General features: G+C 59.4%; 21 protein-coding genes. 11 read left to right on the top strand and 10 right to left on the bottom strand.

The window, feature by feature from the left end:
* Positions 1 to 8: 8 nt before the first annotated feature.
* A complete protein-coding gene (locus H663_RS34235; RefSeq protein ID WP_053171647.1) occupies positions 9 to 959 on the bottom strand; it encodes a cation diffusion facilitator family transporter in 951 nt (316 codons plus the stop codon).
* A 182-nt stretch (positions 960 to 1,141) separates the two neighbouring features.
* Here H663_RS34235 and H663_RS34230 point away from each other — a divergent pair, with 182 nt between their 5' ends.
* Positions 1,142 to 2,638 carry a Ppx/GppA phosphatase family protein gene (locus H663_RS34230; RefSeq protein ID WP_053170978.1) on the top strand — a complete coding sequence of 499 codons (1,497 nt, stop codon included), beginning with the start codon at positions 1,142 to 1,144 and terminating at the stop codon, positions 2,636 to 2,638.
* A gap of 65 nt (positions 2,639 to 2,703) precedes the next feature.
* Complete coding sequence (locus tag H663_RS34225; RefSeq protein ID WP_083451083.1) at positions 2,704 to 3,336, top strand: superantigen-like protein SSL4; 633 nt, start codon at positions 2,704 to 2,706, stop codon at positions 3,334 to 3,336.
* Positions 3,337 to 3,348: 12 nt separating this feature from the next.
* On the opposite strand, the gene H663_RS34220 is transcribed toward H663_RS34225, so the two are convergent.
* From H663_RS34220 to H663_RS34195, 6 genes are all read right to left on the bottom strand, one after another.
* The gene (locus tag H663_RS34220; RefSeq protein ID WP_053170984.1) at positions 3,349 to 3,810 is read right to left on the bottom strand and encodes a SixA phosphatase family protein; all 462 of its coding nucleotides are present in this window, start codon (positions 3,808 to 3,810) and stop codon (positions 3,349 to 3,351) included.
* 4 nt (positions 3,811 to 3,814) lie between these two features.
* Entirely contained in the window at positions 3,815 to 5,902 is a 2,088-nt protein-coding gene (gene ppk1 / locus H663_RS34215; protein WP_053170987.1) for a polyphosphate kinase 1, read from the bottom strand.
* Between the two features lie 136 nt (positions 5,903 to 6,038).
* On the bottom strand, positions 6,039 to 6,917 hold the full coding sequence (locus H663_RS34210) for a UDP-2,3-diacylglucosamine diphosphatase (RefSeq protein WP_338067176.1): 879 nt from the start codon (positions 6,915 to 6,917) through the stop codon (positions 6,039 to 6,041).
* 41 nt (positions 6,918 to 6,958) lie between these two features.
* The gene (locus tag H663_RS34205; protein WP_053170990.1) at positions 6,959 to 7,801 is read right to left on the bottom strand and encodes a GNAT family N-acetyltransferase; all 843 of its coding nucleotides are present in this window, start codon (positions 7,799 to 7,801) and stop codon (positions 6,959 to 6,961) included.
* Positions 7,802 to 7,923: 122 nt separating this feature from the next.
* A complete protein-coding gene (locus H663_RS34200) occupies positions 7,924 to 8,910 on the bottom strand; it encodes an NADPH:quinone reductase (protein WP_053171651.1) in 987 nt (328 codons plus the stop codon).
* A 51-nt stretch (positions 8,911 to 8,961) separates the two neighbouring features.
* A complete protein-coding gene (locus H663_RS34195; protein ID WP_053171653.1) occupies positions 8,962 to 9,456 on the bottom strand; it encodes an RrF2 family transcriptional regulator in 495 nt (164 codons plus the stop codon).
* Positions 9,457 to 9,579: 123 nt separating this feature from the next.
* Here H663_RS34195 and H663_RS34190 point away from each other — a divergent pair, with 123 nt between their 5' ends.
* The 8 genes from H663_RS34190 (at position 9,580) to H663_RS34160 (ending at position 16,999) form a co-directional block, all read left to right on the top strand.
* Entirely contained in the window at positions 9,580 to 10,572 is a 993-nt protein-coding gene (locus H663_RS34190) for a MerR family transcriptional regulator (RefSeq protein WP_053170993.1), read from the top strand.
* 26 nt (positions 10,573 to 10,598) lie between these two features.
* On the top strand, positions 10,599 to 11,162 hold the full coding sequence (locus H663_RS34185) for a hypothetical protein (RefSeq protein ID WP_053170995.1): 564 nt from the start codon (positions 10,599 to 10,601) through the stop codon (positions 11,160 to 11,162).
* Complete coding sequence (locus H663_RS34180; protein WP_053170998.1) at positions 11,159 to 12,760, top strand: cryptochrome/deoxyribodipyrimidine photo-lyase family protein; 1,602 nt, start codon at positions 11,159 to 11,161, stop codon at positions 12,758 to 12,760. Before H663_RS34185 ends, H663_RS34180 begins: the two co-directional genes overlap by 4 nt.
* 269 nt (positions 12,761 to 13,029) lie before the next feature.
* Positions 13,030 to 13,917: a deoxyribodipyrimidine photo-lyase gene (locus H663_RS34175; protein WP_338067175.1), complete on the top strand. Its 888-nt coding sequence runs from the start codon at positions 13,030 to 13,032 to the stop codon at positions 13,915 to 13,917.
* A complete protein-coding gene (locus tag H663_RS42470) occupies positions 13,832 to 14,347 on the top strand; it encodes an FAD-binding domain-containing protein (protein ID WP_338067174.1) in 516 nt (171 codons plus the stop codon). Before H663_RS34175 ends, H663_RS42470 begins: the two co-directional genes overlap by 86 nt.
* Before the next feature lie 318 nt (positions 14,348 to 14,665).
* On the top strand, positions 14,666 to 15,304 hold the full coding sequence (locus H663_RS34170) for a trimeric intracellular cation channel family protein (protein ID WP_053171001.1): 639 nt from the start codon (positions 14,666 to 14,668) through the stop codon (positions 15,302 to 15,304).
* Positions 15,305 to 15,324: 20 nt separating this feature from the next.
* Entirely contained in the window at positions 15,325 to 16,290 is a 966-nt protein-coding gene (locus H663_RS34165; RefSeq protein WP_053171004.1) for a DMT family transporter, read from the top strand.
* Between the two features lie 97 nt (positions 16,291 to 16,387).
* Positions 16,388 to 16,999, top strand: coding sequence for a CYTH domain-containing protein (locus tag H663_RS34160; protein WP_053171007.1), 612 nt, complete (start codon positions 16,388 to 16,390; stop codon positions 16,997 to 16,999).
* 878 nt (positions 17,000 to 17,877) lie between these two features.
* Here H663_RS34160 and H663_RS34150 read toward each other — a convergent pair.
* Positions 17,878 to 18,819: a helix-turn-helix domain-containing protein gene (locus H663_RS34150; protein WP_053171013.1), complete on the bottom strand. Its 942-nt coding sequence runs from the start codon at positions 18,817 to 18,819 to the stop codon at positions 17,878 to 17,880.
* A 99-nt stretch (positions 18,820 to 18,918) separates the two neighbouring features.
* Here H663_RS34150 and H663_RS34145 point away from each other — a divergent pair, with 99 nt between their 5' ends.
* The gene (locus tag H663_RS34145; protein WP_165803923.1) at positions 18,919 to 20,334 is read left to right on the top strand and encodes a cytochrome P450; all 1,416 of its coding nucleotides are present in this window, start codon (positions 18,919 to 18,921) and stop codon (positions 20,332 to 20,334) included.
* A gap of 5 nt (positions 20,335 to 20,339) precedes the next feature.
* Here the strand turns inward: H663_RS34145 and H663_RS34140 are convergent, their stop codons facing one another.
* Both H663_RS34140 and H663_RS34135 read right to left on the bottom strand, forming a co-directional pair.
* Positions 20,340 to 20,603: a Txe/YoeB family addiction module toxin gene (locus H663_RS34140; protein WP_053171016.1), complete on the bottom strand. Its 264-nt coding sequence runs from the start codon at positions 20,601 to 20,603 to the stop codon at positions 20,340 to 20,342.
* Positions 20,600 to 20,854 carry a type II toxin-antitoxin system Phd/YefM family antitoxin gene (locus H663_RS34135; protein ID WP_053171018.1) on the bottom strand — a complete coding sequence of 85 codons (255 nt, stop codon included), beginning with the start codon at positions 20,852 to 20,854 and terminating at the stop codon, positions 20,600 to 20,602. The genes H663_RS34140 and H663_RS34135 overlap by 4 nt, the downstream gene beginning before the upstream one ends.
* Positions 20,855 to 20,890 lie beyond the last annotated feature (36 nt).

Here is a 20,890-nt window from a genome sequence, read left to right as displayed (position 1 = left end):
TCCGAAGATCATTTGCGCGGCACCCGTTCGTGGTCCAGATCCGGTTTTTTCCAGGGGTCCAGGTGGGTCAACAGGCTCAACACGCGGTGACGCTGCATGACCCGGCTGCGCGCTTGGACAGTGATGTCATGCCCAGCTTCCACCGTCTGCAGCGCGTCCACTTCAAGATGGGCATCGACCACAATCATGTCGCCCATCTTGCGCGTGCGCACATCGTGTACGCCACGCACACCCGGGGTGTTCAGCAGAGTGTCATGAATGGCCTGGACTTCAGCCTCATCGACCGCACGGTCCATCAAGTCATGCAAAGCATCCCAGGTGAAGCCCCAGCCCATGCGAGTCACCATCAAGCCCACGACCAATGCGGCAATCGGGTCGAGGATCGGATAGCCCAGCAAATTGCCCACGATGCCCACACCCACCACCAATGAAGATGCCGCGTCAGAGCGCGCATGCCAGGCATTGGCCACCAGCATGCTGGATTTGACCTGTTTGGCCACAGCGAGCATGTATCGAAACAGGAGTTCCTTGGACACCAGAGCAGCCCCAGCCACCCACAAGGCCGTCACATGCACTTTTTCAACCGAATGTGGTGACTGCAATTTGACAAAAGCCGACCACAGCATGCCCACGCCTACCGCCAACAACAAAAGACCGAGCACCATGGAGGCCGCCGTTTCAAACCGGTGGTGCCCGTAGGGATGCATGTCGTCTGCATCTTTCTGGCTGTGGCGGCCTGCCATCAACACCACAAAATCCGACACCAGATCCGACAGGGAGTGCAGGCCATCGGCAATCAAGGCCTGTGATTTTGAAAAAATGCCCACCCCCACCTGCAAACTGGACAACAGCACATTGATGGCGACACTCACCCAGGTGCTGCGCCTCGCGGCAGACTGGCGTTGCTGCTGGGTATACAGGCTGTCTTCTGTAGCGTCAGAGAGATCATGGTCATTCATGGCATTGCTCTTGTTTTTGGGGGTGCCAACATCGGTCCCATTGGGCCACAGACCCACTCATGCACCTCGCATAGCATTTCATCATCCGTGACTGTGAAGTTCCACGAGGTACATCAAGAATTGTCAATAAATTTTCAAATAAACGTCACATAATCAGTATTCCTATTTCTCAGTCAAGTCCCATGCACACCCAGTCCCTTTTTGCAGCCATTGACCTCGGCTCCAACAGCTTTCGTCTGGAAATAGGTCAATTGGATGCGGGTCACATGCGGCGCGTGGAATACATCAAGGAGACGGTGCGCCAGGGCAACGGTTTGGATGAAGATCGCAACCTGACACTGGAAGCGATGCAGCGCGGCTGGGATTGTCTGGCCCGATTTGGCGAAAGAATTGCTGGCTTCAAGCCCTCGCAGGTACGTGCCGTGGCCACGCAAACCCTGAGAGAAGCCCGTAACCGCGAGGTTTTTCTGGACAAAGCCAAGAACATCCTGGGCTTTCCGATTGAGGTGATTGCCGGACGCGAAGAGGCCCGCTTGATTTATCTGGGGGTTTCCCACTTGCTGCCTCAGTCCAACGAACGCCGACTGGTGATCGACATTGGAGGCCGATCCACAGAGCTGATCCTCGGTCACAACGCAGACGCCCAAACCCTGGAGTCCTACCGCGTCGGCAGCGTGGCTTGGTCCATGAAGTATTTTGGGGACGGTCTTTGGACCCACGCATCGTTCAAGGCCGCAGAAATTGCCGCCAAGGCTGTGCTGGATGAAGCGCAAATCATCTACAGAAGAGACAGTTGGGACACATGTTATGGCTCATCGGGCACCGTGGGTGCAGTGGCCGATGTGCTGACACAAGCGGGGTGGCCCGCTGGGGTCATTCAACGCGAAGGGCTCGACTGGCTCAAGGACCGATTGCTCAAGGCTCAAAAATCGGACAACTTGCGCTTAGACGGGATCAAAGAAGACCGCAAACCCGTCATTGGCGGCGGACTGGCCATCTTGCGGTCGCTGTTTGATTTGCTGCACATCGACGAAATGTTTGCTGCACAAGGTGCCCTTCGGCATGGGGCCTTGTTTGACCTGCTGGACCGCGAAAGCCCGCAAACCGATGTGCGCGCCAAGATGGTTCAGTGGTTGACCCAAAAATTCGGTGTGGATGTTGCGCAAGCAAATCGCGTCTCGGGGACTGCACAAAGCCTGTTGAGCTTGTTCATGCCAGACACCGAACAGCACATCGCTGCCAGGCGCCAGAGAAAATTGCATTGGGCCTCTCAACTGCATGAAGTCGGCATGCAGATCTCTCACAGCGATTACCACAAGCATGGCGCCTACATTCTTGACAACACCGATCTGCCGGGCTTCACCATGGATGAGTTGCATCGATTGAGCCAGCTGGTGCTGGGACATCGCGGCAAACTGCGCAAACTGGAGGCTGAATTTCACGATCCCATGTTCGTTCAGCAACTCATGGCCTTGCGCTTGGCCGTGATTTTTTGCCACACCCGCAAAGATCCCGACATCACCTGCGTGCAAGTGCACTGTGATGTGCCCCGCCGAACCACCCAATTAACGGTCAACAGCGCCTGGGCAGAGCAATGGCCACAATCGGCGCACCTGCTCAGGGAAGAAACTGTCGCCTGGCAAAAAACAGGCTGGGCATTCCACTTCGAAGTACTCTGAACAATGTATTGCCTCCCTTAAATTAACGGTATAAACTGTTTGCACCGTTAAATTGAAAGGAAACCATGTCCACAAGCAAAGCCGCTTCCACTGCTGAACACCAAACCGACGTTAAACCTGTTGCACCAGCAGACTTGCCGAGCATCACCGCCGGCAAATCAGCTGTCTCCTCCAATGCGAGTCCAGCCGTCAATGCTGGCACAAAAAGGGCCCCAAAAAAGGCTACAAAAACGGCTACAAAAACGGCCACAAAAGCGCCTCAGAAAGTCAAGGCTTCCACCAGCACAGTGAAACCATCAAGCTCGACAAAGGCCGTCAACCAGCCCCAAGCCTCAGCAAAAGCTGCCCCCAAAGCCGCACAAAAAGTTGCCCCAAAAGCAGCACCTAAAGCAAGTCCAAAATCTGCCACTCCGCCCAACACCAAAGTCACCACTCGCCAAACGGTGGCCACTGAAAAAGTCAAAGCCGTCAAAGAGAAAAAAGTGAAAGTCGTGCGCGACAGTTTCACCATTCCAAAGACAGAATTTGATCAACTCTCTGTCATGAAAAAACGCGCTACAGCCTTGGGCGTGGACATCAAAAAAAGTGAACTCATACGCGCAGGTTTGCAATTGCTGAGCGGATTGGCAGACGCTGCTTTCTCAAAAGCATTGACCAACGTGCCCACCATCAAAACCGGCCGCCCCAGCAAAGACTGAACGGCACAGGCCTCACAGCCTGTCAGGCACCGTGACCGACATGATCACCGTCTGATCCTGTCCCTCACGGTGACGGTTGCGCAGCCACCAGACTGCGCCCTTGCGGATGGGACAGGCCCCATCTCCCATCTGCAAAAGGCGTGAAGCCAACAGCCCCAAACTGGGCTGATGGCCCACGAGCACCACAGCATGCTTGGCATCAGGCCAGCCAGCTGCTTCCAGCAGGTCTTCAACACTGGCACCCGGCGACAGGGCATCACGAACTTTGTATTTGCGACTCAGGGCACGCACCGTCTGCTCGGCCCTGACAGCAGGACTGCTGAGGATTCTGGCCCCTTCGGGCAATTGGCGCTCCAGCCAATCAGCCATGCGGCTGGCGTGCTTTTGACCTCGCGGTGTCAAAACCCGCTCCAGGTCGTTTTGACCCGGCTCGGGATCAAATGCTTCTGCATGCCGCCACAAGATCAAATCCATGTGATCACTCCTGTTGTCCTGATGCGCTGTAGCGGGCCATCAGGGCGCTTTGCGCACTGTGTCCCGGCTGGTCGAGATCCACACGTTGGTAGCGTCCGTCAGACCGCAAATCCCAAGCGTCACGGCTGTCATGCAAATAAGCCAGAATGCATTCATCAATGATGCGCTGTCGAAGCACAGGGTCATTGACTGGCCATGCCAGCTCTATACGACGCATCATGTTGCGGCTCATCCAGTCGGCGCTTGACAGGTACAGGGACTCGTCCTGTCCTGCACGGAAATAAAACACCCGTGAGTGCTCCAGAAACCGCCCGATGACTGAGCGCACACGAACGTTTTCACTCACCCCCGCCAGCCCGGCAGGCAGCATGCAGGCACCGCGCACGATCAAGTCAATCTTCGCGCCCTTTTGTCCAGCGGACAGCAATGCTTCAATCAAAGGCACATCGGTGAGCGCATTCGTCTTGATCACAATGCGTCCGCTGCGCCCTTGCGCAGCGGCGTTACCTGCAGTCTCAATGCTGGCCAGCATCTGTGCATGCAAATGAAAGGGGGCGACCAGCAAACGCTTCATTTTGGGCAAGCGACTTTGGCTGGCCAAATGCAAAAACAAATGGTCCATGTCGGCCGTGATGTCGGCGTCACACGTCAAGTAACTGATGTCGGTGTACAACCTGGCCGTGCGCGGGTTGTAGTTGCCGGTCGACAAATGGCCGTAGCGACGCAACAACTTGCCTTCACGCCGGGTCACCAACAGCATCTTGGCGTGCGTCTTGAGACCCACCACGCCATAGACCACCTGAGCACCAATCGACTCCAGTTGCTCGGCCCAGTTGATGTTGGCTTCTTCGTCAAAGCGGGCTTTGAGCTCCACCACCGCCGTGACCTCCTTGCCTTGCCTGACCGCTTCGCGCAACAAATCCATCATCACCGGATCATTGCCCGTGCGGTAAATGGTTTGCTTGATGGCCAGCACTTGTGGGTCATAGGCGGCTTCGCGCAAAAACGCCAGGACACCTTCAAAACTTTCAAAGGGTTGGTGGATCACCACGTCCCCCGCACGGATACGGCCCATCACCGACCCCTGGCTGGGCAACTGAACCGGAAAACTGGCCTCATAGGGAGGAAACAACAACTGCGGTGCCTTGACCAGATCAATCAACTGCATCAGACGCACAAGATTGACAGGCCCATTGACCCGAAACACCGACAGTGCGGGCAATTGAAACTGCTGTCGTAAAAACTCGGCCAGACGAGCTGAGCAGTCTGATGACACCTCCAGGCGCACCGCCTGACCGTAATGCCTGTGGGCCAGCCCTTGGCGCAATGCAGTGCGCAAGTTGTCCACATCGTCCTCATCCACGGCCAGGTCGGAATGACGTGTCACGCGAAATTGCGAAAACTGCCCGACTTCACGCCCTGCAAACAATTCGCCCAGATGAGCCCGAATCACACTTGAGAGCAACACAAACGCCGTGGCACCGCCACTGACACGCGGCGGGATGGGGATCAATCGGGGCAGCACACGCGGCACTTTGACGATGGCAATTTCGTTCGCACGGCCAAACGCATCTTTGCCCGACAACTGCACAATGAAATTGAGCGACTTGTTGGCCACTTGCGGAAAAGGGTGCGCCGGGTCCAGGCCCACCGGCACCAGCAGCGGCTGGACTTCGTTGTGAAAGTAATTGCGCACCCAACGCCGCTGACCGGCATTGCGCTCACCGTGCGAGAGGATCTGAATGCCGTGTCGCTCGAACGCAGGCAACAAGTGTTCGTTGTACAGCTTGTATTGCCGCCCCACCATGGCAGTGGCCTGCTCGGTGATGGCCTCCAGGCTCGCTTGTGTGTAAGGACCGCTGGTCAAGCCCTGCAAAGCGCCCATCACATGGGGCTCAGAACGCACCTCAAAGAATTCGTCAATGTTCGACGACACGATGCACAAATATCGCAAGCGCTCCAGAACAGGCACTTCTGCACGGTGCGCCCAATCGAGTACGCGCTCGTTGAAGGACAGAATGCTGAGATCCCTGTCCAGCAAAATTGATTGTTCAGGTGGTTTGTCACTGATCGCAACCGGGAAACTAGACATGGCACGCTCTCATGGGGATGAGTGCAGATGATAGAAATGAAGCAAGTCATTTAGATGACAATTCGGTGAAAGTTGTCATCATATTTTTGTATATGTGTGCTATGGCACACAAGAGGATGTCATTTTTACTGCCCCTTTATGCAACAGATGCTGCCATCACTTTTTCTCGCACCGTTACTGCTGCGGAAGAACCCCAATGGATGATTTCCAATCGCCCATCCGCATGCTCGACCAAAGCCGTTCGACTCTCAACCCAATCCCCGTCGTTGCAATAGAGCACACCATTGACATCGCGAATCTCCGCGTGGTGGATGTGCCCACACACCACACCGTCATAACCGCGACGCTTGGCTTCATGCGCCACAGCCACTTCAAAGTCACTGATGAAGTTGACCGCCTTTTTCACTTTCAACTTCAGGTAAGCCGACAAAGACCAATAGTCCAAGCCCATGCGTGCACGGGCACTGTTGAGGTGGCGGTTAAATCGCAGCGTAAGCTCATACAACCAGTCGCCCACATAAGCCAGCCATTTGGCGCACTGGATCACACCGTCAAAGTGGTCGCCGTGCACGACCCACAGTTTTTGGCCGGTAAAAGTGGTGTGGCACGTGTCGTGATGCACCTCGATGCCGCCAAATGCATGACCCACGAAATGCCTTGCAAACTCATCATGGTTGCCCGGCACATAAATCACGCGGCATCCCTTGCGCGCACGGCGCAACAGTTTTTGCAGCACATCGTTGTGGCTTTGCGGCCAGAACCAGCGGCGACGCAATTGCCAACCATCCACGATGTCACCCACCAAATACAACATGTCGCTGGGGTGGTGCTTTAAAAAATCGAGCAGCGCTTCAGCCTGAAAACCTGGCGTTCCAATGTGCAGGTCTGAAATGAAAATCGCGCGCAACGGGGTTCTCTCTGCGTTCACATCTTCGTCTTGCGCTGGGCTGCCTGAATGGCCAGTCAATGGCATTTGGACTGCCGCGTGGTCATGGCCGAGCACCGCGTGCGGCATCTCAAACAACATCGTTTTTGGCAAATCGGCGGGCGACATGCTCACACCGCTGACTTGAAATGCTTGCGGTAGCGGGCAGGCAAATCGGCCGTACGCATCAACATGGGCAAATCGGCGGTGTTGAAGTCCGGGTCCCAGGCGGGTGCGCCCAGCACCTTGGCACCCAGTCGCAAATAGCCTTTGATGAGTGCCGGAGGCTCGATGTCGAGATGCGCATTCAACTCTTCAACAGGCAAAGGCAGGCGCGGGCGCACATGGTGCTGGATCGGGGCCAGATGGGTTTCACGCAACTGACGCCAAATGCTGGCTGCCGCGTCGCCACTGACCAACCCGTTGTGCAGCATGGGAATGCTGGCGCAGCCAATCATGACGTCCAGTTGGTTGCGGTCCATGAATTCAAACAGCGCGCCCCACAAAGCCATGATCACGCCGCCCTGGCGGTGCTCGGCATGGACGCAGCTGCGCCCCAGCTCCACCATGCGGTTGCGCATGTCACGCAGTCGGGTCAGATCAAACTCGGTGTCGCTGTAGGTGCTGCCCGCACGCTTGGCTTGCGCAGGCGTCAGCACGCGGTAGGTGCCCACCACCATGCCCGTCGCGGTTTCACGCACCAGCAGGTGTTCACAAAAATCATCGAACAGGTCGATGTCGTGGCCGGGCAGATGGCTGGACAAGCGCGCCCCCATCTCGGTGCCAAAAATATCAAACCTCAGTCGCTGCGCCTCGCGTACTTCGTCTTGATGCTTTGCCCAAGTGACTTCAATAGCGCTTTTGGCGCGACGAGGCAGGAAATCAACAGCACTGTTGGGCTGCGCCGGATGAAGTGACCCCCTGGGCAAGCTGACCGGGGACAGTGCGAACGTGGGATTGGGTAACTCTCTCATGTCGTCTTCTCCTGATGATCCAGCTTTCCATCATCCAAGGAGGCGATGACATCCAAAAGTCATTGGTGTGAAATTTTCATGACGTCCATGCTTGCACGGGCTCAGGCGCACAGGCCATACTTTTACAGCTCGATCACCACATTGCCCAGTGTCTGCCCCGCCTCGACCTGGCGGTGGGCATCAGCCACCTGATCGAGGGTGCAGCGCGCGCCGATGGTGTGAATCAATGACTGCGCCTGAAGCAGGCCAGTCAGCCGAGCCAAGGCTGCGGCGCGGTCTGCGGGACTCAAGTCATAGACCAAAAAGAACTGGACACCCATCGACTGAAACAGCCATGGCCGAAATGGCAAGGACACATCCAGCGCATTGGAGCCATAGCAAACGACTTGACCGTGCGGCGCCAAAGCCCCTTGAGCCGCCCATGTGGCTGTGGTCGAAAAATCCATGTCAATGATCACCGAAGCGCCCCGGCCTCGCGTCAGCGCCTTGACCCGTTCGGGCACCGATTCGCTCTTGTAATCAATGGCCTCCTGCATGCCAGCGGCTTGCGCATGCTGGGCCTTGGCAGGCGAGCCCACCGTGCCCAGCACATGACCACCGGCTTGCGTCACCATTTGAGTGATGTAGTGCCCCACCGCCGAAGATGCACCGGTGACCAGCACCGTCTGGCCGCGCAAATTGCCCGCCAGCCGCTCGGCCAGTGTCACCGCCTGCACCGCCGTCAGCCCGGGAATGCCCATGCAGGCGCCCGCTGCAAAATCTGTGCCCTCAGGCAGGTGCACGGCCTGCTCTTGCGGCAAGGCCATGTACTCGGCACATGTGCCCAGTGGACGTTGCCATTGGCCGTTCCAAACCCAGACACGTTCGCCCACGCGTGAAGCGGGCACGCCAGCGCCCACCGCCTCGATCACGCCCGCACCGTCGCTGTGCGGCACGATCAAGGGATCGGTCAAGGCCCTGGCGCGACGCGATTTGACATCCGAAGGGTTCACGCCGGAGGTGACCAGCCGCACCAGCACTTCTCCTGCTGCGGGCTGGGGTGTGGGCAATTCACCCACGACCATCACGTCTTGGGCTTCTCCGTTGTGTGTGTACCAGGCTGCTTTCATGAGCTGTTTGCTTTCCAGATTCAAATCCAAACGATCCAGGCGAACACAGTCTCAAAGCATCATGCTCAGTTGAAACACCGAGTTGGGTGCCTTGGGCATGATGGGCGGGGGCAATGGCTTGAGCCTGAATTGACCAAGCATGGCCGTGACTTTGGCGCCACTGGGCAGGATGGGCACCGCCACATCGGCCAGCGTTTGGGCCTGAAGCAGGGCACGCAATTGGTCTTGTATGGCCGCCTCAAGCCCCTTCATGGGGTGATCGGCTTTGGGGTAGAGGGTGTCAAAGCTGTGCACTTCTTCAAAATGTTTGACCACATCCCACAGCGAGATGTCTTCGGGGTTGCCACGAATTTGGTAACCGCCACCCGGACCGCGGTGCGCACGGATCAAACCGGCCTCGCGCAAGTCTTTGAGGATGGATTCCGTGTAAGAGGACGACAAGCTCAAGCCCGATGCAATGTCTTCCGTGGTCACAGGGTTCAAAGACGCACGAGCCGTGATGAAAACTGCAATATCGACCGCTTTGGCTGTTTTCTTCAGGATCATGAGGCGCTCCAATGTTGAGTCGGTATTGTATTGTTTAAAGTGAAATAATCTACTCATTATCTATAAAAATATTTCAGAAGCCATGTTTTAACCTAGAATTGCATGTCAAAACCTACTCAAATAATGAACACAAGCTCGCCACCAAGCCCTTCGCTCTACCGCATTGGAGCGGTCTCCAAGCTCAGTGGCATTCCCGTGCCCACCTTGCGAATTTGGCAATCGCGCTACCACGCGTTTTCGCCCCACACCACGCATGGGCAACACAGGCTGTACAACGAAGACGATTTGCGCAAAGCCGTATTGCTCAAAGCCCTCAGCAGCCAAGGGCACGGCATCAGCCTGATTGCAGGCTTGTCCACGGCGCAACTTCAGCAATTGCAGCAAACAGGCCTGGGCATTGCTGCAACACAAGCCCCCCCCACAGCACTGGCAGCCCCCCTCAGCAGCACATGGGCTGTCATCGGGCTGCAACTGGCGCAACGCTTGCAGTCTGCACAGTTCAGCGCCATTTGGCAGGGTCAGGCCCTGCCCATCGAAAAAGTGTGGCCCCACCTTGACGAAGCCCATGCGGACCGCCTCAGCCCGGCACCTGATGTGCTGCTGGTGTCGCTCAATGGTTTGAATGAGCATCAAGCCCAACAAATTCAGGCTTTGGCGCAACTGCATGGGCCGCGGCAAACCTTGGTGTTGTACAACTTTGGACAGCTCAAGGCCGTGGCCAGCTTGCGCGATGCGGGCTACACCGTGTACCAAGACCCCCTGAACGACATGGCCCTGGCAGACATCTTGCTGCGCACCCGACCTGCGCTGCAGCCCCCCACCTGGACGGTGCAAAACCAGCACATTCCCCCACGCCAATTTTCTGACACGGTGTTGCAGCGGGTGGCCAACAACCCCAATCAGGTGCTGTGTGAGTGCCCCCGACATCTGGCTGAACTTCTGGGCCAGATCGCCCGATTCGAAGACTACAGCCGCGCCTGCCTGGACCTGAGCGCCAAAGACGCCGAACTGCACACCCAACTCAACACCATAGCCGCCACTGCCCGCAACATGTTTGAAAAAGCGCTGCAAATGGTGGCCACGCACGAAGGCATTTCTCTGCAAGAAGACGTTTGATCTGACCCAAACCATCCCAGCAACCCATGAAACGCCACGTCGCAGCCACGCTTGCAGGGGTCCTCGGCTTCCTGATCATGGACAGCCACATCGACTGGGTTCACCAAGACCGCTCAAGCTTGCTGCAAGTCAGCGGCCGATTGTTTGACGCCCGGGGCTGGCTGTCAGAGCGCTGGCGACAGATGCGCCAAGATTGCCGCTCCGTGCACACCCAAGCCATCAACAGCGCCACGGCTTGGGCTGTTTTGCAAGCCATTCAAGTGCACAGCCTGCCCGACTCCCTGCAAGCCGAGCTCTTGCAGGTGCAAACGCAAGGCGACTGGGTCATGGCCGAAGTGGCGTTCAAAACGCTGAACCCCAGCATCGTGGTGCTGCGACAGGTTAACGGGGCTTGGCTCATCCAGGACAGCGCCGTCTGGAGTGGCTCTACCGCACCCTGGCATGCTGCCGACTTTGTGCGCCGTTACCTGCGCCAGCAAGCCCCCGAATTGCCTGAACCGCTGCTGGATTGCTTGGAGATTGACCTCACCCGTTACAGCCAAGGACCGGGCAGACTGGGGCCTGTTTCAGCCTTGGGGACACGGCCATGACTTACCGCGTCGTCTGGTTCAAGCGCGACCTGCGCCTGCACGACCATGCGGCGCTTGCGCACGCTGCAACTCGTGGACCGGTGCTGTGCCTCTACATCGTCGAGCCAGATCTGTGGGCGCAGCCCGATGCGGCCCTGCAGCACTTTGAATTCGTGCGCGAATCTTTGACCGAGCTGCACCAGGACCTGCAAGCGCTGGGCGGCAGCTTGCAAGTGCGCGTGGGGCCTGCGGTGCAGGTGCTGGCTGCCCTGCACGCACAAGCGCCGTTTGCCGAACTGGTGGCGCACCAAGAAACCGGCAACGCCTTCACCTACGAGCGCGATCTGCAAGTGGGCGCGTGGTGCCGCAGTGCTGGCGTGGGCTGGACCGAGTTGCCTCAGTTTGGCGTGGTGCGACGCCTCAAAAGCCGCAACACCTGGCAAGCCCGCTGGGAAGCGCACATGGCCGCGCCACACGCGGTCTTGCCCAGGTTGCACTTTTTTCACGCGTCTGAAAATTTTGGTCCCGAAGTGATGACACCACCACCCGGCCTGCAGCACAACCCACCTGATCGCCAGCGCGGCGGACGTCGCTTGGGTCTGGAGACCTTGCACAGTTTTTTGGACGCACGGGCTTTGTCGTACCGAGGCGGCATCTCTTCGCCGCTGACTTCGCCCACAGCCTGTTCGCGCATTTCGGCCTATTTGGCCTGGGGCTGCATCAGCCTGCGCGAAGTGGTGCAAAGCACTCGGGCTGCGCTCGATGCTTTGCCGCCACAAGCGGGCAGGCACCGGGCGGGCCTGGTCGGCTTCATCAGCCGCTTGTATTGGCATTGCCACTTCATCCAAAAGCTCGAAAGCGAGCCCGAAATCGAGTGGCGCAACATGCACCGGGGTTATGACGGCCTGCGCGAAGACGGCTGGAGCGATGCGCACTTTGCGGCCCTGACCTCGGCACGCACCGGCTGGCCCATGGTGGACGCTTGTGTGGTCATGCTCTATGAAACCGGCTGGCTCAACTTTCGCATGCGGGCCATGCTGGTGTCGGTGGCGGCCTACCCCTTGTGGCTCGACTGGCGGCCCGTGGGCCATTGGCTGGCCACGCAGTTTCTCGATTACGAGCCCGGCATTCACTGGAGCCAGTTGCAAATGCAGTCGGGCACCACCGGCATCAACACCACGCGGGTGTACAACCCCATCAAACAAGCGCAAGACCACGACCCCAAAGGCATCTTTGTTAGGCGCTGGCTGCCGCACATGCGGCGTGTGCCCGACACCTGGTTGTTTGAGCCCTGGCTCATGCCCCCCGAGGTGCAGCGCCACTGCGGCCTGACGGTGGGCAGCGGGCCTGACGCCGACATTCCCCTGCCCGTGGTGGACTTGGCCGAGGCCACGCGCAACTCCAAAGCCGCGCTGCACGCCCGGCGGGCAGAGCCCGGTGTGAAAGCGGGCAAAAAAGCCATCGTTGAGAAACACGCTTCGCGCAAACATGGCAGCGGCGCGCAACGCGACGTGTTCACACGCGACTCGGACACGCCCAAGACCAACCGCCGAAAGTCTGCCAAGTCCTCTTCAGCCAACACCCCAGCCAGTGCCCAGCTGGGCTTTGACTTTTTTTGATTCGGCCCGTGAATTTTTCAATGCTCAAAGATCTTGTAGGTCGGCGGTCGAAGAACCCGACAGGGGCCTGTGTGAAGCTGGCAAACGTCGGACTCTGCGAGTACCGACCTACAAGATGACACTTCTTAAACATTGATGTTGTAGGTCGGCGGTCGAAGACCCCGATATGGGCCTGTGCCGGAGCAGCAAACGTCGGATTCTGTCAGTACCGACCTACGAGATCACATTTCTCACACATTTCAAACTTCATCGTGCCGGATCAATAAACCATGCGCAGCACCATTTTCTGGTTTCGAAACGACTTGCGCTTGCACGACCAACGCGCACTCCAGCCAGCCATCGACCACGCCCAAGCGCATGGTCAAGCCCTGTTGCTGGTCTATGTGCACGAACCCGTGCAAGACGCGCCCACCGTCTGGGGCTTTCGCCGCATGGGCGTGCACCGCAGGCGCTTTGTGGCCAACACGCTGCAAGCCCTGCAATCCTCGCTGCAATCACTGAACCAGCAACTGGTCTTGCTGCACGGGCCTGTGGCTGATGTACTGCCCGCCTGCGCTCGCCTGGTGCAAGCCGACACCGTGTTTTGCGAAGACATCGCCGCGCCCGAAGAAGAGGCGCAGGTGCAAGCCCTGATCCACGCGGGCCTCACGGTCAAAACCCTGTGGCAGTCCAGCCTGATCGAACCCGACGCCCTGCCCTTTGCGACCGAAGACATGCCGCAGGTCTTCACCGAGTTTCGCCAGCGCATCGAGTCGGCGGGGCTCCAGCCCTTGGCACCGCTGCCTGCCCTGACCCAACTGCCTGCGCCTCCGAGTGACAACATGACCGCCTTGCCCGGCTGGACTGAAGACGCCTTCACGCTGCTGCAAGCCCACACCGAGGGCGATGCGCACCCACGTTCGAACTTTCCTTACACACAAGCCCCCCCACCGGGGCGGCGAGGCCAGCGCTTTGGCCCATCTGCACAGCTACCTCACACCCCCTTGGCCCGACCGCTACAAACAAACCCGCAACGCCTTGCAAGGCCAGCACACCAGCAGCCTCTGGTCGCCTTGGTTGGCTACGGGCGCGGTGTCGGCCCGCCGCATCTGGGCAGCGCTGCAGGCCTACGAGCAAACGCATGGCAGCAACGACGGCACCTATTGGCTCTGGTTTGAACTGCTGTGGCGCGACAACTTCCGCATGCTGCACCGGCAACACGGCCCGCAACTCTATGCGGCACGCGGCTTGTCGAACCTGCCACAACCCTCGCACTTTCCCAAGGACTTTCAGCGCTGGTGCAGCGGCCAAACCGGCGAGCCCATCGTGGACGCGGGCATGCGCGAGCTGGCGGCCACAGGCTTCACCTCCAACCGCATGCGCCAAATCGTGGCCAGCTTTCTGGTGCACGACCTGTCATGCGACTGGCGTGCGGGCGCCGCCTGGTTCGAATCGCAACTGGTGGACTTTGATGTCTACAGCAACCAGGGGAACTGGCTGTATGTGAGCGGCCGGGGCACCGACCCGCGCCAGGGGCGGCGCTTTAACCCCACCAAGCAAACACAAGACCACGACCCGCAAGGCCGCTACCAAAAGGTCTGGCTTTAATCCCTGTCGGGGCTGAAGCCGCCGACCTGCAAACCCTCGCCAACTCCCCGTAGGTCGGTGGTCGCAGACCCCGAGGTTTGGCCTGATTGACCTCCTTTGCCTGCTTCCAGCGCTTTGTGCCCAACATGCAGCGTCGGACTCTTCGAGTACCGACCTACGAAGTCAAACCCTTGCCAACTCCCCGTAGGTCGGCAGCTTCAGCTCCCACATGCCTGACTTCGGGGCAGACTCATGTCGAGGCTGAAGCCTGCGACCTGCACATGCCCCCTTGCATGCATGCAGACACCGCCCTGGACATCACCCCCGATAATCACCGCCATGTACGCCATTCAATCCTGGGGTGACACCCTTCGCCTGCTGGTCGAGTTGTCAGCCACCGCCGCCTTTGCGCTTTCCGGTCTGATGGAAGCTGCGCGCAAGCGGCTGGACGCCGTGGGCGTGTGCGTGGTGGCTTTTTTGGCTGCTTTCGGTGGCGGCACGCTGCGCGACTTGCTCCTCGACCAGCGCCCCTTCTTTTGGGTGCAACACACCGAAATGCTCTGGGGGGTGCTGGCCCTGTGTGTGATGGCCATGGCCTTCATGCGCCAGCGCCATTTTGAAGTCACCGAAAAAGCGATCCTCTGGCCTGACGCGCTGGGCCTGGGCCTGTTCACCGCCACAGGCGTGCACCACGCACTGCAGGTGAACATGCCCCCGATGGTCGCCGTGCTCATGGGCCTGATCACGGGCGTGTTTGGCGGTGTGCTACGCGACATGGTGTGCAACGAAATCCCCACCACCTTCAAGGACCACCGCCCCTACGCGGTCTGCGCCTTTGCGGGCGGCTGGACATATGTGGGCCTCTGGTCCACCGACGCTCCTGGCTGGGTGGCCCTGCTGGGCTGCCTGCTGGTCACCGTGGGCTTGCGCGCACTGGCACTTTGGCGCAACTGGCAACTGCCCGCTTGGCGCGCCTGACCCCTTCTCTCGTTCAAGACATGCCTAACAACGCCAACGCCCTATGGGGCGGCATCTTCTTTTCTTTGGCCGCCGGCATGATGTGGGGCCTGGTGTTTGTCGCCCCGCTCATGCTGCCCGAGTACCCCGGCATGCTGCACACCTTTGGCCGCTACCTGGCCTTTGGTCTGATCGCGCTGCCCCTGGCCTTTGTGGACCGCTCTGAAATCAAGCGCCTGTCCCGTGCAGACTGGCTAACTGCGCTCAAACTGGCAGCCATTGGCAACGTGCTGTATTACCTGTTGCTGTCCAGCGCCATCCAGCGTGCGGGCGGCGCACTGCCCACGATGATCATCGGAACGTTGCCAGTCGTGATTGCAGTCGCGGCCAATTTGCTCAACCACCAGCGCGACGGGCGCTTTCCGTGGCTCAAACTGGCTCCGCCTTTGGCACTGATTTTGCTGGGCATCGCCTGTGTCAACCATGTGGAGTGGACGGCCCTGCTGCAAAACCCGCAGGCAGACACCGGCCGCTACATCACCGGTGCGGTGCTGGCCGTGGGCGCGATGGTCTGTTGGACCTGGTACCCCCTCAAAAACGCCGACTGGCTGCGCGGCCACCCCGACCGCAACCCGCGCGTATGGGCCACCGCGCAAGGCCTGGCCACGCTGCCCCTGGCCTTGCTGGGCTACGCCGCGTTCTGGCTGTGGAGCAGCGCCACGCACAACCCACTGCCCATGCCCCTGGGACCACGCCCCCTCGAATTCATCGGGCTCATGATGGCCATCGCGCTGTTTGCCTCGTGGCTGGGCACCCTGTGCTGGAACGCCGCCAGCCAACGCCTGCCCACAGCCTTGGCGGGCCAACTGATTGTGTTCGAAACCCTCGCCGCCATGAGCTACACCTTCTGGCTGCGAGGTCAGTGGCCTGAACCCTTGACGCTGACAGGCATTGCGTTGCTGATCCTGGGCGTGTTGGGGGGCGTGCGGGTCAAACCTGTGCGTTGACACACTCAACCTGCTGATCTTCCAAATTCAGACCCTGCTCAAATACGGCATTTGGCGGTCACTGTTTGCCCTGAACCGCCCAACCCCGTCCGCTGTCATGGAAACCGAACTCAAACTCTCCCTCACCCCACAAGAGCTGCCCCGCCTGCTGCTACACCCTTTGTTGGCAAACCGTGGCAGCAAACAACGGCTGCTCAACACCTACTTCGACACACCGGATTTGAAACTGCAAGAGCGCCGCATGGCCGTGCGCGAAAGGCTGACGGGCACGCAGTGGCTGCTGACGGTGAAAACGGCGGGGCAAAGCGAAAATGGCCTGTCACGCAGGCAAGAGTGGGAAGGCCCCACCAGCCCGGGTGCCTTGCAGTTCGACACACTGGTGGATGACGTCACCTTGGCCGCCGAGCTAATGGCGCTGCGCCCTTCATTGAAGGCCCTGTTTTGCACCGACTTTGAACGCCAGCGCTGGGTCATCACGCATGATGACGCGCGCATCGAAGTCGCCCTCGATCAAGGCCGCATCCATGTGCCCGGCACTGCCCTGAGCGAGCCCCTGCTGGAGCTGGAACTGGAACTGCTGAGTGGCCCCGAATCCGCTTTGATGGCGCTGGCCAAAGTGCTGCGCCAGACACCGCAAGGCCCCGTGACACTTGCACCCAGCGACACCAGCAAGGCACAAAGGGGGATGGCGCTTTGGCGGCGGGCCTGAAGATTCAGCCCTGTGAAGTTTCAATGCTCAAAGATCTTGCAGGTCGTCGGTCGAAGACCCCGACATGGGTCTGTGCCAAAGCGGCCAAACGTCGGACTCTTCGAGTACCGACCTGCGGGGATGCATTGGTAGGTCGGCGGCTTTAGCCCCGACATAGGGCCTGTGCCGAAGCGGAAAAATGTCGGACTCTTCGAGTGCCAACCTACGGGGCTGCATTGGCAGGTCGGCGGTCAAAGACCCCGACATGGGTCTGTGCCGAAGCGGCCAAACGTCGGACTCTTCGAGTGCCAACCTACGGGGCTGCATTGGTAGGTCGGCGGCTTTAGCCCCGACATAGGGCCTGTGCCGAAGCGGAAAAATGTCGGATTCTTCGAGTACCGACCTACGGGGCTGCATTGGCAGGCCGGCGGTCAAAGACCCCGACATGGGTCTGTGCCGAAGCGGCCAAACGTCGGACTCTTCGAGTGCCGACCTGCGGGGATGCATTGGTAGGTCGGCGGCTTTAGCCCCGACATAGGGCCTGTGCCGAAGCGGAAAAATGTCGGACTCTTCGAGTGCCGACCTACGGGGCTGCATTGGCAGGTCGGCGGTCAAAGACCCCGACATGGGTCTGTGCCGAAGCGGCCAAACGTCGGACTCTTCGAGTGCCGACCTGCGGGGATGCATTGGTAGGTCGGCGGCTTTAGCCCCGACATAGGGCCTGTGCCGAAGCGGAAAAATGTCGGACTCTTCGAGTGCCGACCTACGGGGCTGCATTGGCAGGTCGGCGGTCAAAGACCCCGACATGGGTCTGTGCCGAAGCGGCCAAACGTCGGACTCTTCGAGTACCGACCTACAAGATGACATGCCTCACACATTTCAAACTTCAGGGTGCCGGATCAATAATCAACCAGCGCCGCAGGCGCTGGCACCTCATACCCCGCCAACTGCGCCCATGCCCGATAGACCCAAAACGCCTCATCGGTGTTGAAGCCATGACGCAATGCTTCGGGGCTGAAGCCGGTGATGCGGCGGGTCTCGCGGATGAAATGGCTTTGGTCTGAAAACCCGTTGTCCAAAGCGATCTGCGCCCAGTCCACACGGTCTTCGAGCATGGCCTCCATCACCGCAAAAAATGCAGCCTCACCCCTGACGGAGCCTTGCAACTTGCGCAAGGACCAGCCCGTCCACTGTTTGATACGGCGCTCGGACTGACGCAAGCTGCGCCCCCAGCCGGTGGCGGCGGCACGCAAGGCCAAAGACTCCATCCACGGGGCGAACGCTTGCGCCCAGTTGCGCTGCGGCCCTGTTGGCGTGAATCGGTCCACGTCCCTTTCATCCCACAGAGGCAGCAAATCTTCAAAAAAAGTCTTCACACGGGTATTGGCATGGCCACCCTTGCGCATGCGCTCGCACGCCGCGAGCAAGGCCGCAGGCAAGACACTGTGCGCATCGACGATTTGGTTGGTCAAATCCTGTGGCGACACCCCCGTGAGCGCCCACCAGGCATCCGGATAGAAAAGGACCATCACGCCATCCGCTTGGGGCCCGTACAAAACGCTGCGGGGCGAACTGTGTGGGCCTGTCACCGTCATCGCAGGCAGACTTTGGCGAGTGGCCTGCGGGTCAAAAGTCGCGCCAGCATCCAACGCTTCGGCCGAGCCCTCGAACAAGCAAGCGATCGAGCAGATCGGGCCGGCAGGGTAGTGCCCCCAGCGCTGTGACGCATGCAAACCCACCGCGCTGCGGGCTATCGCCGCACGCACACAAGCACTCAGGCCCCATGGCGGCAGCCAAGTTTGGACGGGTGCAAAGTTGGGGGCAAGGGTATCGCTGGACATGAGCAAAGTATAGGTAAGCCATCATTCAACACAAACCATTACCCCCAAGGTGTCGATTCGATTCAAGACGGCCAGCCAGTGACCCCGCAAGATCAGGCCATGGACACCACATACTCATCACCCACACACCCCATGCAAACCATCCCCTCAGGCCCGGCTGGCCGCTTGTGGGGTTTGAACCACCTGCGCACCATGCGAGCCGACTATTTGGGGTTTGTCGGGCGCTTGCAAAGCCAGCACCCAGACATCGCGCATGTGCAAGTCTTGAACGAGCACATCGTCCACGTCTTTCATCCTGACTGGGTGCGCGAAGTGTTGGTCGACCAAGCCGATGCGCTGATCCGTTGGGAACGCGCGACCGAAATCTTCAGTGTCGCCATGGGGCAAAGCGTGCTGGTGACCGAAGGCGCCTCATGGCAGCGCCAGCGCCGCATGCTGCAGCCGGGCTTCACCCCCAAGCGGGTGACAGGTTACGCCGCGTTGATGACGTCCGCAGCGCAAGATGCGCTGGCCAACCTGGCCCAACGCCCGGCAGAGCAAAGCGTGGACATGGATGCGCTCATGACCACCATGACGCTCGATGTGATTTTGCGGGCGCTGTTCGGCGCGCACCAGGTCACCGATGCCCGCCCCATCGCCGAGGCCATCCAAACCTTGAGCCATTCGGGCATCGAGGAGATGTTCAAGCCGTTTTCATGGCCGCATTGGATGCCCCTGCCTTCTGTGCGTCAAGTGCGCCATGCCAAACAAACGCTGGACCGCGTGATACAGCAGCACATTCAGGCCCAGTCAGCAGCGCAACAGCAAGAAAGCGAAGACCTGTTGACCATGCTGAGACAAGCCCGCGACCCCGAGCACCCAGACCAAGGTCTGAGTGCGCAAGAGCTGCACGACCAGACCATGGTGATGTTTCAGGCCGGTCATGAAACCACGGCCACCGCCATGACCTGGTGGAGCGGACTGGTGGCAAGCCACCCCGACGTGGCCCAGCGCATCCACGCCGAAATCGACGCGGTGCTCCAAGGCGAAACCCCAACGCCCGCGACTTTGCAGCAACTGCCGTGGCTGCAAGCCAGCCTCAAAGAAGCCATGCGCCTTTACCCACCCGCAGCGGTCTTGATGACCCGACGCGCCATCAAAGATGTGAAGGTCGGGCCATGGACATTGCCCAAAGGTCAGTTGATCGCTTTCACCCCTTACGTGATTCAACGCGATCCACGCTGGTTCGAATCACCCGACGCATTCAAGCCAGAGCGCTTTTTGCCCGGCGCACCCGACATCCCGCGCGGTGCGTGGATGCCCTTTGGCACCGGCCCCCGAGTCTGCATTGCGCAGCACTTTGCCATGCTCGAAATGGGCCTGATCGGGGCCATGCTGATGCAGCGTTTCAGTTTGGCGTGGCCTGAGGGCGCAGCCTGGCCCGAGGGCGATCTCGCCGTGACCTTGCGGCCTGCGCAAGCGATCCGACTGCGACTGCATCAAAGAGCCGCCATTGCACCCACGCAGGGCGGTTGAACCGCTTATTGGTAATGCCCCCGACAGGCGATCACCGTCAATTCCGCATCGTCCACGGCGTAGACTAGGCGATGCACGTCGTCGATGCGCCGTGACCAGTAGCCAGACAAGTTGCCCAGCAGCGGCTCGGGCTTGCCAATGCCGTCAAACGGGTCACGCCGAGCAGCGTCGATCAGCAAGTTGATGCGCTTGAGCGTTTTTTTGTCCTGGCCCTGCCAATGCAAATAATCGGCCCAGGCATGCGAGGTGAACGCAATTCCCCGGCTCATGGGGTGATCAGTTCACGGCGCTTGGCTTTGCCGGCTTTGTGTTCGGCAATCGATGCCGCCAAGTGCGCGGCATTGGCGGGGCTGGAGAGCAGGTACAAGGTTTCGGCCATGCTCTGGTAGTGCGCCATGGACATGACCACAGCATCACCGCCATCTCGGCGGGTGATGATGGTGATGTCGGCGTCGTCTTCCACGCCATCCAGGACTGACTTCAGCCCGTTACGCGCTTCGGAATAACTGATGATTCGCATGGCTTTAACTTGTTCAACATATTGGACAAGTATTGT

Source organism: Limnohabitans planktonicus II-D5, assembly GCF_001270065.2.
GTDB classification, from domain to species: Bacteria; Pseudomonadota; Gammaproteobacteria; order Burkholderiales; family Burkholderiaceae_C; genus Limnohabitans_A; species Limnohabitans_A planktonicus.
This window is presented reverse-complemented; position numbering and strand designations above follow the sequence as displayed.

Bases quoted from the DNA above. Each gene is read 5' to 3' on its own strand.
- H663_RS34235 (WP_053171647.1), bottom strand. From the start codon at position 959: ATGAATGACCATGATCTCTCTGACGCTACAGAAGACAGCCTGTATACC.
- H663_RS34230 (WP_053170978.1), top strand. From the start codon at position 1,142: ATGCACACCCAGTCCCTTTTTGCAGCCATTGACCTCGGCTCCAACAGC.
- H663_RS34225 (WP_083451083.1), top strand. From the start codon at position 2,704: ATGTCCACAAGCAAAGCCGCTTCCACTGCTGAACACCAAACCGACGTT.
- H663_RS34220 (WP_053170984.1), bottom strand. From the start codon at position 3,810: ATGGATTTGATCTTGTGGCGGCATGCAGAAGCATTTGATCCCGAGCCG.
- ppk1 (WP_053170987.1), bottom strand. From the start codon at position 5,902: ATGTCTAGTTTCCCGGTTGCGATCAGTGACAAACCACCTGAACAATCA.
- H663_RS34210 (WP_338067176.1), bottom strand. From the start codon at position 6,917: ATGCCGCACGCGGTGCTCGGCCATGACCACGCGGCAGTCCAAATGCCA.
- H663_RS34205 (WP_053170990.1), bottom strand. From the start codon at position 7,801: ATGAGAGAGTTACCCAATCCCACGTTCGCACTGTCCCCGGTCAGCTTG.
- H663_RS34200 (WP_053171651.1), bottom strand. From the start codon at position 8,910: ATGAAAGCAGCCTGGTACACACACAACGGAGAAGCCCAAGACGTGATG.
- H663_RS34195 (WP_053171653.1), bottom strand. From the start codon at position 9,456: ATGATCCTGAAGAAAACAGCCAAAGCGGTCGATATTGCAGTTTTCATC.
- H663_RS34190 (WP_053170993.1), top strand. From the start codon at position 9,580: ATGAACACAAGCTCGCCACCAAGCCCTTCGCTCTACCGCATTGGAGCG.
- H663_RS34185 (WP_053170995.1), top strand. From the start codon at position 10,599: ATGAAACGCCACGTCGCAGCCACGCTTGCAGGGGTCCTCGGCTTCCTG.
- H663_RS34180 (WP_053170998.1), top strand. From the start codon at position 11,159: ATGACTTACCGCGTCGTCTGGTTCAAGCGCGACCTGCGCCTGCACGAC.
- H663_RS34175 (WP_338067175.1), top strand. From the start codon at position 13,030: ATGCGCAGCACCATTTTCTGGTTTCGAAACGACTTGCGCTTGCACGAC.
- H663_RS34170 (WP_053171001.1), top strand. From the start codon at position 14,666: ATGTACGCCATTCAATCCTGGGGTGACACCCTTCGCCTGCTGGTCGAG.
- H663_RS34165 (WP_053171004.1), top strand. From the start codon at position 15,325: ATGCCTAACAACGCCAACGCCCTATGGGGCGGCATCTTCTTTTCTTTG.
- H663_RS34160 (WP_053171007.1), top strand. From the start codon at position 16,388: ATGGAAACCGAACTCAAACTCTCCCTCACCCCACAAGAGCTGCCCCGC.
- H663_RS34150 (WP_053171013.1), bottom strand. From the start codon at position 18,819: ATGTCCAGCGATACCCTTGCCCCCAACTTTGCACCCGTCCAAACTTGG.
- H663_RS34145 (WP_165803923.1), top strand. From the start codon at position 18,919: ATGGACACCACATACTCATCACCCACACACCCCATGCAAACCATCCCC.
- H663_RS34140 (WP_053171016.1), bottom strand. From the start codon at position 20,603: ATGAGCCGGGGAATTGCGTTCACCTCGCATGCCTGGGCCGATTATTTG.
- H663_RS34135 (WP_053171018.1), bottom strand. From the start codon at position 20,854: ATGCGAATCATCAGTTATTCCGAAGCGCGTAACGGGCTGAAGTCAGTC.